At 67.8% G+C, this 12,811-nt stretch carries 10 protein-coding genes and 1 rRNA gene; 9 read left to right on the forward strand and 2 right to left on the reverse strand.

The window, feature by feature from the left end:
* Positions 1-183 precede the first annotated feature (183 nt).
* Entirely contained in the window at positions 184-480 is a 297-nt protein-coding gene (locus AFM16_RS28460; RefSeq protein ID WP_030797127.1) for a DUF397 domain-containing protein, read from the reverse strand.
* 273 nt (positions 481-753) lie between these two features.
* Here AFM16_RS28460 and rpsO point away from each other — a divergent pair, with 273 nt between their 5' ends.
* From rpsO to AFM16_RS28485, 5 genes are all read left to right on the forward strand, one after another.
* Positions 754-1,041 carry a 30S ribosomal protein S15 gene (gene rpsO / locus AFM16_RS28465; RefSeq protein WP_016432306.1) on the forward strand — a complete coding sequence of 96 codons (288 nt, stop codon included), beginning with the start codon at positions 754-756 and terminating at the stop codon, positions 1,039-1,041.
* A gap of 383 nt (positions 1,042-1,424) precedes the next feature.
* Positions 1,425-3,647 (forward strand): polyribonucleotide nucleotidyltransferase, encoded by a 2,223-nt coding sequence (locus AFM16_RS28470; protein ID WP_030797131.1) that lies wholly within the window; start codon positions 1,425-1,427, stop codon positions 3,645-3,647.
* The gene (locus AFM16_RS28475) at positions 3,644-5,023 is read left to right on the forward strand and encodes a M16 family metallopeptidase (RefSeq protein WP_078635066.1); all 1,380 of its coding nucleotides are present in this window, start codon (positions 3,644-3,646) and stop codon (positions 5,021-5,023) included. The genes AFM16_RS28470 and AFM16_RS28475 overlap by 4 nt, the downstream gene beginning before the upstream one ends.
* 25 nt (positions 5,024-5,048) lie before the next feature.
* The gene (dapB, locus tag AFM16_RS28480; RefSeq protein ID WP_078635068.1) at positions 5,049-5,801 is read left to right on the forward strand and encodes a 4-hydroxy-tetrahydrodipicolinate reductase; all 753 of its coding nucleotides are present in this window, start codon (positions 5,049-5,051) and stop codon (positions 5,799-5,801) included.
* Positions 5,802-5,810: 9 nt separating this feature from the next.
* The gene (locus AFM16_RS28485; protein WP_030797137.1) at positions 5,811-6,254 is read left to right on the forward strand and encodes a hypothetical protein; all 444 of its coding nucleotides are present in this window, start codon (positions 5,811-5,813) and stop codon (positions 6,252-6,254) included.
* 63 nt (positions 6,255-6,317) lie between these two features.
* Here the strand turns inward: AFM16_RS28485 and AFM16_RS28490 are convergent, their stop codons facing one another.
* Entirely contained in the window at positions 6,318-6,869 is a 552-nt protein-coding gene (locus AFM16_RS28490; protein WP_030797138.1) for an SCO5741 family PH domain-containing membrane protein, read from the reverse strand.
* A gap of 179 nt (positions 6,870-7,048) precedes the next feature.
* Between AFM16_RS28490 and thyX the strand changes: the two genes are divergently transcribed.
* The 4 genes from thyX (at position 7,049) to AFM16_RS28515 (ending at position 12,737) form a co-directional block, all read left to right on the forward strand.
* On the forward strand, positions 7,049-7,753 hold the full coding sequence (gene thyX, locus AFM16_RS28495; protein WP_051781077.1) for an FAD-dependent thymidylate synthase: 705 nt from the start codon (positions 7,049-7,051) through the stop codon (positions 7,751-7,753).
* A 212-nt stretch (positions 7,754-7,965) separates the two neighbouring features.
* The gene (gene dapA, locus AFM16_RS28500) at positions 7,966-8,865 is read left to right on the forward strand and encodes a 4-hydroxy-tetrahydrodipicolinate synthase (protein ID WP_030797140.1); all 900 of its coding nucleotides are present in this window, start codon (positions 7,966-7,968) and stop codon (positions 8,863-8,865) included.
* Positions 8,866-8,991: 126 nt separating this feature from the next.
* Positions 8,992-10,677 (forward strand): ribonuclease J, encoded by a 1,686-nt coding sequence (locus AFM16_RS28505; RefSeq protein WP_030797143.1) that lies wholly within the window; start codon positions 8,992-8,994, stop codon positions 10,675-10,677.
* Between the two features lie 534 nt (positions 10,678-11,211).
* Positions 11,212-12,737, forward strand: a 16S ribosomal RNA gene (locus tag AFM16_RS28515).
* Positions 12,738-12,811: the final 74 nt, after the last annotated feature.

Here is a 12,811-nt window from a genome sequence, read left to right on the forward strand (position 1 = left end):
CACCCGCCGCACGATCGTGTCACCCGGCCCGGCCCGGCCCGGCCCGGCCCGGCCGGGCCGGGTGACACGGCCGCCGCCGCGGCGGAGGCACCGGCTCCTCGTCATCGGGCTGCGCATCGGGGGCGACGACGTATCGCCCCCCGACACGCAGCCCGGCACCAGCCAAACCGCCCCGGCGACCCTCTACGCCCCCGAAACCCCTCCGTTACGCACCGTAGGCTCCAGATCGAACTCCCCGTCCCGCGCGCCCAGCACAAAGGCCCGCCACTCCGCCTCCGTATAGCGCAGGACCGTGGCCGGGTCGAGGGACGACCGCATCGCCACCGCGCCGCCGGGCAGGTGGGCGATCTCCACGCGCTCCTCGTGCTGCTCCGTACCCGGCGCGCACTCCCAGGTCACGCCGGAGATGTCGAGCGCGTACAGCTCGTCCCGCTCCCGCTCCTTGCGTGCCTTGACGTCCTCGTTCACTTCCTCCGCCATGGCGAAGCGACCCCTTCCCGACGTACGGATGATCCGACCGTTCACCCTAGTGGCAGAGCCCCCGCCGGCCACGGCCTTCGGAAACCCGGGCGAGAGCGGTACCCACCTGCTGGTACCCTGGCTGTCGGCCGTTTGTGTACGCACCCCCGGAGCCCCGAGAGGGAAGCCCTGGAGGCCGCGCCCAGCGGATCCCCGCCTTCCGAGTTGTGGAAGCTCCCCCGAGACAGAGACCGGGGGCACTCGGTGGCCACTCACAGACTACGAGGAGTACGCGTGTCGCTCGACGCCGCTACGAAGAAGCAGATCATCGCCGAGTTCGGCCAGAAGGAGGGCGACACCGGCTCTCCCGAGGTCCAGGTCGCCATGCTCTCGCGTCGGATCTCCGACCTGACCGAGCACCTCAAGACCCACAAGCACGACCACCACTCCCGCCGTGGTCTGCTGATCCTGGTCGGCCAGCGTCGCCGCCTGCTTCAGTACCTGGCCAAGAAGGACATCCAGCGCTTCCGTACGCTGGTCGACCGCCTCGGCATCCGCCGCGGTGCGGCCGGCGCCAAGTAAGACGCCGTACAGGGAGCGGTTCCCGTTCTGGGAGCCGCTCCCTTTGCTGTACGCACCCTGCGTACGTACCGAAACGTGCGGACTGTCACCACCCCTTTGTAGTGTGGTAGCACAACGCAATACGCACGACACAGCGTGATGACACGCACTCGCACCGAGTGCCCCGCCAGCACGCACCCCGCACGACACGCACCACGCGCACCACACGCACACCGAACGAGGAGAAGCGCACCCCACCGCCGCCGGTCCTCGGTAGTGGCCCCCGGGCGAAAGAGCCCCGGGTGCTTCGATCGAAGACCGGCCCGCACGGCACGGAGCGCCTCTCCGCCACCGTCCCCCCGCCACACGGGCGGATCAGGGACGAAGACGAGGAGAAAACGCTAGTGGAGAACGAGACCCACTACGCCGAGGCCGTCATCGACAACGGCGCCTTCGGCACCCGCACCATCCGCTTCGAGACGGGCCGCCTGGCCAAGCAGGCCGCCGGCTCCGCCGTGGCGTACCTGGACGACGACACCATGGTGCTGTCGGCCACCACCGCCTCCAAGAACCCCAAGGACCAGCTCGACTTCTTCCCCCTCACGGTGGACGTCGAGGAGCGGATGTACGCCGCCGGCAAGATCCCCGGCAGCTTCTTCCGCCGTGAGGGCCGTCCCTCCGAGGACGCCATCCTCACCTGCCGCCTGATCGACCGCCCGCTGCGCCCGTCCTTCAAGAAGGGCCTGCGCAACGAGATCCAGGTCGTCGCCACGATCATGGCGCTCAACCCCGACCACCTGTACGACGTCGTGGCGATCAACGCCGCCTCCGCGTCCACGCAGCTCGCCGGTCTGCCCTTCTCCGGCCCGATCGGCGGCGTCCGCGTCGCGCTGATCCGCGGCCAGTGGGTGGCCTTCCCGACGCACACCGAGCTCGAGGACGCCGTCTTCGACATGGTCGTCGCGGGCCGCGTCCTGGAGGACGGCGACGTCGCGATCATGATGGTCGAGGCCGAGGCCACCGAGAAGACCATCCAGCTCGTCAAGGACGGCGCCGAGGCCCCGACCGAAGAGGTCGTCGCCGCCGGTCTGGACGCCGCGAAGCCCTTCATCAAGGTGCTCTGCAAGGCGCAGGCCGACCTCGCCGCCAAGGCCGCCAAGCCGACCGGTGAGTTCCCCGTCTTCCTCGACTACCAGGACGACGTCCTGGAGGCGCTGTCCGCCGCCGTCCGCCCGGAGCTGTCCGCCGCGCTGACCATCGCCGGCAAGCAGGACCGCGAGGCCGAGCTGGACCGCGTCAAGGCGCTCGCCGCCGAGAAGCTCCTGCCGGAGTTCGAGGGCCGCGAGAAGGAGATCTCCGCCGCGTACCGCTCCCTGACCAAGCAGCTCGTCCGCGAGCGCGTGATCAAGGAGAAGAAGCGCATCGACGGCCGCGGTGTCACGGACATCCGTACGCTCGCCGCCGAGGTCGAGGCCATCCCGCGCGTGCACGGCTCGGCGCTGTTCGAGCGTGGCGAGACCCAGATCCTGGGCGTCACCACCCTCAACATGCTCCGCATGGAGCAGCAGCTCGACACCCTCTCCCCGGTGACGCGCAAGCGCTACATGCACAACTACAACTTCCCGCCGTACTCCGTCGGCGAGACCGGCCGCGTGGGCTCCCCCAAGCGCCGCGAGATCGGCCACGGCGCCCTCGCCGAGCGCGCCATCGTGCCGGTCCTGCCGACCCGCGAGGAGTTCCCCTACGCGATCCGCCAGGTGTCCGAGGCCCTCGGCTCCAACGGCTCGACGTCCATGGGCTCGGTCTGCGCCTCCACCATGTCGCTGCTGAACGCCGGTGTGCCGCTCAAGGCCCCCGTCGCCGGTATCGCCATGGGCCTGATCTCCCAGGAGATCAACGGCGAGACGCACTACGTCGCCCTCACCGACATCCTCGGTGCGGAGGACGCCTTCGGCGACATGGACTTCAAGGTCGCCGGCACCAAGGAGTTCGTCACCGCCCTCCAGCTCGACACCAAGCTGGACGGCATCCCCGCCTCCGTCCTGGCCGCCGCCCTCAAGCAGGCCCGTGACGCCCGCCTCCACATCCTCGACGTGATGATGGAAGCGATCGACACGCCGGACGAGATGTCCCCCAACGCCCCGCGGATCATCACCGTCAAGATCCCCGTGGACAAGATCGGCGAGGTCATCGGCCCGAAGGGCAAGATGATCAACCAGATCCAGGAGGACACCGGCGCCGAGATCACGATCGAGGACGACGGCACCATCTACATCGGTGCCGCCGACGGCCCGGCCGCCGAGGCCGCCCGCGCCACGATCAACGGCATCGCCAACCCGACCATGCCGGAGGTCGGCGAGCGCTACCTGGGTACGGTCGTCAAGACCACCACCTTCGGCGCGTTCGTCTCGCTGCTCCCGGGCAAGGACGGTCTGCTGCACATCTCGCAGATCCGCAAGCTCGCCGGCGGCAAGCGCGTGGAGAACGTCGAGGACGTCCTCGGTGTGGGCCAGAAGGTCCAGGTCGAGATCGCCGAGATCGACTCCCGCGGCAAGCTCTCCCTCATCCCCGTGATCGAGGGCGAGGAAGCCGCCTCGGACGAGAAGAAGGACGACGCCGAGCAGTGACGTCCCGTAGCTCCCAGGCGACGGCCCGCACCTCCTCGGAGGCGCGGGCCGTCGCCCGTACCCAAACCCTGATCAAGGGCGAGAACGGCATCGGCACGGTCCGCAAGACCACCCTCCCGGGCGGTCTGCGCATCGTCACCGAGACCCTGCCGTCGGTGCGCTCCGCGACCTTCGGCATCTGGGCCCACGTCGGCTCCCGCGACGAGACGCCCTCGCTGAACGGCGCCACGCACTACCTGGAGCACCTGCTCTTCAAGGGCACCGGCCGCAGGTCCGCGCTGGACATCTCCTCCGCCCTCGACGCGGTCGGCGGCGAGATGAACGCGTTCACCGCCAAGGAGTACACGTGCTACTACGCGCGCGTGCTCGACACCGACCTGCCGCTCGCCATCGACGTCGTCTGCGACATGCTGACCGGCTCCCTGATCCTCGAAGAGGACGTGAACGTCGAACGCGGCGCGATCCTCGAAGAGATCGCCATGACCGAGGACGACCCCGGCGACTGCGTGCACGACCTGTTCGCGCACACCATGTTCGGCGACAACGCCCTCGGCCGCCCGGTCCTCGGCACCGTGGACACCGTCAACGCCCTCACCGCCGACCGGATCCGCCGCTTCTACAAGAAGCACTACGACCCCACCCACCTGGTGGTCGCCGCGGCCGGCAACATCGACCACCACAAGGTCGTACGCCAGGTCCGCGCGGCCTTCGAGAAGGCCGGCGCCCTCAAGAACCCGGACGCCGTCCCGATCGCCCCGCGCGACGGCCGCCGCATTCTGCGCACCGCGGGCCGCGTCGAACTCCTCGGCCGCAAGACCGAACAGGCGCACATCGTCCTCGGCATGCCCGGGATGGCCCGCACCGACGACCGCCGCTGGGCGCTCGGCGTGCTGAACACCGCCCTCGGCGGCGGCATGTCCTCCCGGCTCTTCCAGGAGGTCCGCGAGAAGCGCGGCCTGGCCTACAGCGTGTACTCGTACACCTCCGGCTTCGCCGACTGCGGCCTGTTCGGCGTGTACGCGGGCTGCCGGCCCTCGCAGGTCCACGACGTCCTGAAGATCTGCCGCGACGAACTGGACCAGGTCGCCGAACACGGCCTGTCCGACGACGAGATAGAGCGCGCCATCGGCCAGCTCCGGGGCTCCACGGTCCTCGGCCTGGAGGACACCGGCGCGCTCATGAACCGCATCGGCAAGAGCGAACTGTGCTGGGGCGAGCAGATGTCCGTCGACGACATGCTGGGCCGGATAGCGGCCGTGACCCCCGACGAGGTCCGCGCGGTCGCCCGCGACATCCTGGGACGGCGCCCGTCGCTGTCGGTCATCGGCCCCCTCAAGGACAAGCAGGCCGCCCGGCTGCACGACGCGGTCGCCTGACCCCCGACGTAAGGAAGCACAACAGATGAGCAAGCTGCGTGTGGCGGTCCTCGGCGCCCGGGGCCGGATCGGCTCCGAGGCGGTCCGTGCGGTCGAGGCCGCGGAGGACCTGGAGCTGGTGGCGGCCCTGGGCCGCGGCGACAAACTGGAGACGCTGGCCGAGACCGGCGCCCAGGTCGCCGTCGAACTCACCACGCCGGACTCCGTGATGGAGAACCTCGAGTACTGCGTCGGGCACGGCATCCACGCCGTCGTCGGTACGACGGGCTGGACCGACGAGCGCCTCACCCGGCTCAAGGGCTGGCTGGCCGCCTCCCCGGAGACTGGTGTGCTCATCGCGCCGAACTTCTCCATCGGGGCGGTCCTCACCATGAAGTTCGCCCAGATCGCGGCCCCGTACTTCGAGTCCGTCGAGGTCATCGAGCTGCACCACCCGAACAAGGTGGACGCCCCGTCCGGCACCGCCACCCGCACCGCCCAGCTCATCGCCGAGGCCCGCCGCGCGGCCGGCAGCCCGCCCGCCCCGGACGCCACGGCGACCGCCCTCGACGGCGCGCGCGGCGCCGACGTGGACGGCGTCCCGGTGCACGCGGTCCGCCTGCGGGGCCTGCTGGCCCACCAGGAGGTCCTGCTGGGCGGCGAGGGCGAGACCCTGACCGTCCGCCACGACTCGCTCCACCACAGCAGCTTCATGCCGGGCATCCTGCTCGGCGCCCGACGGGTGGTGACGACTCCGGGCCTCACCTTCGGCCTGGAGCACTTCCTGGACCTGGGCTGAGGATTCCCCATGCGCGCCAAGCTCTCCTACGCCGTCACGGCAGCCGTCCTGGTCTTCTACTTCGTCCTGGTCGGCAGCCGCGGCGTGATGCTCATCGAGTCCGGCACGGTCGTCACCGTCACCTTCGGTGTCGCGGTGCTGATCCTGCCGGTCATCGGCGTCTGGTTCCTGTGGAAGAACACCCAGTTCGTCCGCCGGGCCAACGCGCTCGCCGCCGAACTGGACGCCGAGGGCGGACTGCCGGTCGACGAGCTGAAGCGCACCCCGGCCGGCCGGATCGACCGCGACGCGGCCGACGAGGTCTTCGCCCGCCGCAAGGCCGAGACCGAGGCGGCCCCCGACGACTGGCGCACCTGGTTCCGGCTGGCCGTCGCCTACCACGACGCCCGGGACACCCCGCGCGCCCGCAAGGCGATGCAGCGAGCCATCGGCCTGCACCAGACGTCCCGCTGACGCGAGAAGGGGCCCGGCCCGCACCCACGCGGACCGGGCCCCTTCCTCTCTGCGCTCCAGGGCTCAGCCGGGCCGGTTCTCCGCGGTCCACGCCTCGACGGCGTCCGCCGCCCGGTCGAACGCCTCGGCCCGCCCCACGAAGTCCGCCCCGTGCGTCGTCAGCAGCGTCGCCGGCTCCGCCGCCCGGTCCCGCCGTACGAGGATCAGCGCCTGGCCCTGCACGGTCCGCGGCAGCCCCAGATAGCGCACCGGCTGCTGCACGGTCCGTACGGCCGCGACGCGGTTCCACGACACCGTACGGGTGACGAGGAAGCGCACATGGCGCAGCCCGCGCGCGCTCACCCACACCCCCATCCGCAGCAGCCGCAGCGCCGCGGCGATCACCAGCAGCGACACCCCGAAGATGACCCCGGCCTCGGTCACCGAGCCGGTCAGCGCGATCACGACCGCCGCGAACAGCACGTACGAGGCGAGCAGCAGCGCCAGCGCGGCCGTCGCCACCCGCCAGGGCCCGGGCCGGTAGGGGCGCCGCCAGCGCTCCCGGTCCTCGAAGGGCAACGGGGCGTCGTCGGCGGTCTCGTAGGCGCGGTCGGCCGTCATGAAGGGCAGGGGCACGGCTGGTCCTCACTCGTCCATGCGTGGGCTGTGCCCGGTGAGGCTATCCGCCCGGGTCCCCGCCCACCAGCATCGGGCCCGGGTGGAGCGGGACCGCGTTCGGCGGGCCGTAAAGTGGGCGCCGACCACAGATGTGATGGGAAGGACCTTCCGTGCCCGCCGGCGACCCCAACATTTCCATGCGCAGTGACGTCACCGTTGAGCTGGTCAAATCCAGCGCCTCGGACGCGGACGTCCTGTTTGCCGCCCGTGTCTCCACTCTCGGCGAGCAGTCGCTGGAGGAACTCCAGAAGGACCCCGAGCGCTCCAAGGGCCTCATCAACTACCTGATGCGCGACCGCCACGGCAGCCCCTTCGAGCACAACTCGATGACCTTCTTCATCAGCGCCCCGATCTTCGTCTTCCGCGAGTTCATGCGGCACCGGGTGGGCTGGTCCTACAACGAGGAGTCCGGCCGCTACCGGGAGCTGGAGCCGGTCTTCTACGTCCCGGACGACTCCCGCAAGCTGGTCCAGGAGGGACGCCCCGGAAAGTACGTCTTCGTGGAGGGCACCGAGGACCAGCAGAAGCTGGTGGGCCGGACCATGGAGGAGTCCTACGTCCAGGCGTACGAGGCGTATCAGGAAATGCTTGCCGCGGGCGTCGCCCGTGAGGTCGCGCGGGCGGTGCTTCCGGTCGGGCTGTTCTCCTCGATGTACGCCACCTGCAACGCGCGCTCGCTGATGCACTTCCTCGGGCTGCGCACCCAGCACGAGCTGGCCAAGGTGCCGTCGTTCCCGCAGCGGGAGATCGAGATGGTGGGCGAGAAGATGGAGGCCGAGTGGATGAAGCTCATGCCCCTGACGCACGCCGCCTTCAATGCCAACGGCCGTGTCGCCCCGTAGCGAAGGCTTGTTCTCCCGCCCGGTACACATGTGCGGGTCATCCGAGCGAAGTGTCCGTATTGCGGCATTTAGAGAAGTTCATCTAGCCTGATCAAACGGACCCGGTACTGCTTGAACCCCCGAGCAGGCAGTACCGGGCTCCACATTTGTCCTGACTTTCCGCAACCCCCCGAGGGCAGACCGCGGGGTGAGCAACGAGTAGCGTGTTACCCATGGCTCCGACCTCCACTCCGCAGACCCCCTTCGGGCGGGTCCTCACCGCCATGGTCACGCCCTTCACGGCGGACGGCGCGCTCGACCTCGACGGCGCGCAGCGGCTCGCCACCCATCTGGTGGACGCAGGCAACGACGGCCTGATCATCAACGGCACCACCGGTGAGTCCCCGACCACCAGCGACGCGGAGAAAACGGACCTGGTACGAGCCGTCCTGGAGGCCGTCGGAGACCGGGCCCACATCGTGGCCGGCGTCGGCACCAACGACACCCACCACAGCATCGAGCTGGCCAAGGCCGCCGAGAAGACCGGCGCGCACGGCCTCCTGGTCGTCACCCCGTACTACAACAAGCCCCCGCAGGACGGCCTGTACCGCCACTTCACGGCCGTCGCCGACGCCACCGAACTGCCGGCCATGCTCTACGACATCCCCGGCCGCAGCGGCGTCCCGATCAGCACCGAGACCCTCGTCCGCCTCGCCGAGCACCCGAGGATCGTCGCGAACAAGGACGCCAAGGGCGACCTCGGCCGGGCGAGCTGGGCCATCGCCCGCTCCGGACTCGCCTGGTACTCCGGCGACGACATGCTGAACCTCCCGCTGCTCTCCGTGGGCGCGGTCGGGTTCGTCTCCGTCGTCGGCCACCTCGTCACCCCCGACCTGCGCGCCCTCGTGGACGCGTTCGTCGCCGGGGACGTCCAGAAGGCCACCGAGATCCACCAGAAGCTGCTCCCGGTCTACACGGGTGTCTTCCGCACCCAGGGCGTCATGACCACCAAGGCCGCGCTCGCCCTCCAGGGCCTGCCCGCCGGACCGCTGCGCCTTCCCATGGTCGAGTGCTCGGCCGAAGAGATCGAGCAGCTCAAGATCGATCTTGCCGCGGGCGGGGTACAGCTCTGACAACGGACTTCACAACTGAATAAGCAGGCCACCGGTGCCTGCACCACAACGACAACTGCTTCTGCACGAACGTCACGCGCGCCACGTGCCCACCGGTACGTGGCGCGCGTGTTTGAGGAGAGTCTTTTGAGTCATCCGCATCCCGAACTGGGCCCGCCCCCGCCGCTGCCGAAGGGCGGCCTGCGGGTCACCCCGCTCGGCGGTCTCGGCGAGATCGGCCGCAACATGACGGTCTTCGAGTACGACGGCCGTCTGCTCATCGTCGACTGCGGCGTGCTGTTCCCCGAGGAGGAGCAGCCCGGCATCGACCTGATCCTGCCGGACTTCTCGTCCATCAGGGACCGCCTCGACAAGATCGAGGGCATCGTCCTCACGCACGGCCACGAGGACCACATCGGTGCCGTCCCGTACCTGCTGCGCGAGAAGCCGGACATCCCGCTGATCGGCTCCAAGCTGACCCTCGCCCTCATCGAGGCGAAGCTCCAGGAGCACCGCATCCGCCCGTACACCCTCGAGGTGGTGGAGGGGAACCGCGAGCGCATCGGCCCCTTCGACTGCGAGTTCATCGCGGTCAACCACTCCATCCCGGACGCGCTCGCCGTGGCGATCCGCACCCCCGCCGGCATGGCCGTCCACACCGGCGACTTCAAGATGGACCAGCTCCCGCTGGACGGACGGCTCACCGACCTGCACGCGTTCGCCCGTCTGAGTGAAGAAGGCATCGACCTCCTCCTCTCCGACTCGACCAACGCCGAGGTCCCCGGCTTCGTACCGCCCGAGCGGGACATCTCCAACGTCCTGCGCACGGTCTTCGCCAACGCCCGCAAGCGGATCATCGTGGCCAGCTTCGCCAGCCACGTCCACCGCATCCAGCAGATCCTGGACACCGCGCACGAGTACGGCCGCCGGGTCGCCTTCGTGGGCCGCTCGATGGTCCGCAACATGGGCATCGCACGCGACCTGGGCTATCTGCGGGTCCCGCCGGGCCTGGTCGTGGACGTCAAGACCCTCGACGACCTCCCGGACCACGAGGTGGTCCTGGTCTGCACGGGTTCCCAGGGCGAGCCGATGGCGGCCCTGTCCCGGATGGCCAACCGCGACCACCAGATCCGCATCGTCCCCGGCGACACGGTGATCCTGGCGTCGTCCCTGATCCCGGGCAACGAGAACGCGGTCTACCGCGTGATCAACGGCCTGACCCGCTGGGGCGCGAACGTCGTCCACAAGGGCAACGCCAAGGTCCATGTCTCGGGCCACGCGTCCGCGGGCGAGCTGCTGTACTTCTACAACATCTGCCGCCCGAAGAACCTGATGCCGGTCCACGGCGAATGGCGCCACCTGCGCGCCAACGCCGAGCTGGGCGCCATGACGGGCATCCCGCACGACCACATCGTCATCGCCGAGGACGGCATCGCCGTCGACCTCCTCGAGGGCAACGCCAAGATCTCCGGCAAGGTCCAGGCGGGCTATGTCTACGTCGACGGCCTCTCGGTCGGCGACGTCGGCGAGCCGGCGCTGAAGGACCGGAAGATCCTCGGTGACGAGGGCATCATCTCGGTCTTCGTCGTCGTGGACTCCTCCACCGGCAAGATCACCGGCGGCCCGCACATCCAGGCCCGCGGCTCGGGCATCGACGACTCGGCCTTCGCCGACGTCGTCCCGAGGATCAACGAGGTCCTGGAGCGCTCGGCCCAGGACGGCGTGGTCGAGCCCCACCAACTGCAACAACTCATCCGCCGGACCCTCGGCAAGTGGGTCTCGGACAACTATCGGCGCCGGCCGATGATCCTCCCCGTCGTGGTGGAGGTCTGAGCGACGTACGACCCGGTCGCACCTGGTCGTAGCACGTGAACCCGGAGCGGGGCACCTCGATTTGCATCGGGGCGCCCCGCTCCAGTACGTTTACGGCTCCGCCTGAAGGGAACCCGGGCCGTGCCACGCGCCGGAACGAGTCCCCGAGAGGGGCCGGGAAAACCGACTCAGAACTTCTGATAAAGTCGGGTCCGCCGGAAAGGAAACCGCGAAACAAAAGCGGGAACCTGGAAAGCACCGAGGAAATCGGATCGAGAAAAGGTCTGATAGAGTCGGAGACGCAAGACCGAAGGGAAACTGCCCGGAGGAAAGCCTGAGAGAGTCTCTTAGGTGAGTACAAAGGAAGCGTCCGTTCCTTGAGAACTCAACAGCGTGCCAAAAATCAACGCCAGATATGTTGATACCCCGTCCATGGCAGTGATAGCCGTGGATGAGGTTCCTTTGAAACAAAACACAGCGAGGACGCTGGATGCGAGGGGATCATTCCTCCTCTCGTTCCGCTCTCGTGCGTGTTGTCCCGATCACGGGAAAACATTCACGGAGAGTTTGATCCTGGCTCAGGACGAACGCTGGCGGCGTGCTTAACACATGCAAGTCGAACGATGAAGCCCTTCGGGGTGGATTAGTGGCGAACGGGTGAGTAACACGTGGGCAATCTGCCCTGCACTCTGGGACAAGCCCTGGAAACGGGGTCTAATACCGGATATCACTCTTGCAGGCATCTGTGAGGGTCGAAAGCTCCGGCGGTGCAGGATGAGCCCGCGGCCTATCAGCTTGTTGGTGAGGTAATGGCTCACCAAGGCGACGACGGGTAGCCGGCCTGAGAGGGCGACCGGCCACACTGGGACTGAGACACGGCCCAGACTCCTACGGGAGGCAGCAGTGGGGAATATTGCACAATGGGCGAAAGCCTGATGCAGCGACGCCGCGTGAGGGATGACGGCCTTCGGGTTGTAAACCTCTTTCAGCAGGGAAGAAGCGAAAGTGACGGTACCTGCAGAAGAAGCGCCGGCTAACTACGTGCCAGCAGCCGCGGTAATACGTAGGGCGCAAGCGTTGTCCGGAATTATTGGGCGTAAAGAGCTCGTAGGCGGCTTGTCACGTCGGGTGTGAAAGCCCGGGGCTTAACCCCGGGTCTGCATTCGATACGGGCTAGCTAGAGTGTGGTAGGGGAGATCGGAATTCCTGGTGTAGCGGTGAAATGCGCAGATATCAGGAGGAACACCGGTGGCGAAGGCGGATCTCTGGGCCATTACTGACGCTGAGGAGCGAAAGCGTGGGGAGCGAACAGGATTAGATACCCTGGTAGTCCACGCCGTAAACGGTGGGAACTAGGTGTTGGCGACATTCCACGTCGTCGGTGCCGCAGCTAACGCATTAAGTTCCCCGCCTGGGGAGTACGGCCGCAAGGCTAAAACTCAAAGGAATTGACGGGGGCCCGCACAAGCAGCGGAGCATGTGGCTTAATTCGACGCAACGCGAAGAACCTTACCAAGGCTTGACATACACCGGAAACGGCCAGAGATGGTCGCCCCCTTGTGGTCGGTGTACAGGTGGTGCATGGCTGTCGTCAGCTCGTGTCGTGAGATGTTGGGTTAAGTCCCGCAACGAGCGCAACCCTTGTTCTGTGTTGCCAGCATGTCCTTCGGGATGATGGGGACTCACAGGAGACCGCCGGGGTCAACTCGGAGGAAGGTGGGGACGACGTCAAGTCATCATGCCCCTTATGTCTTGGGCTGCACACGTGCTACAATGGCCGGTACAAAGAGCAGCGATACCGTGAGGTGGAGCGAATCTCAAAAAGCCGGTCTCAGTTCGGATTGGGGTCTGCAACTCGACCCCATGAAGTCGGAGTTGCTAGTAATCGCAGATCAGCATTGCTGCGGTGAATACGTTCCCGGGCCTTGTACACACCGCCCGTCACGTCACGAAAGTCGGTAACACCCGAAGCCGGTGGCCCAACCCCTTGTGGGAGGGAGCTGTCGAAGGTGGGACTGGCGATTGGGACGAAGTCGTAACAAGGTAGCCGTACCGGAAGGTGCGGCTGGATCACCTCCTTTCTAAGGAGCACAGTACCGATTGCAGGCAAATGTTCTGCACGGTCAGCTCATGGGTGGAACGTTGATTATTCGGT

The organism is Streptomyces antibioticus (genome assembly GCF_002019855.1).
GTDB lineage: Bacteria > Actinomycetota > Actinomycetes > Streptomycetales > Streptomycetaceae > Streptomyces > Streptomyces antibioticus_B.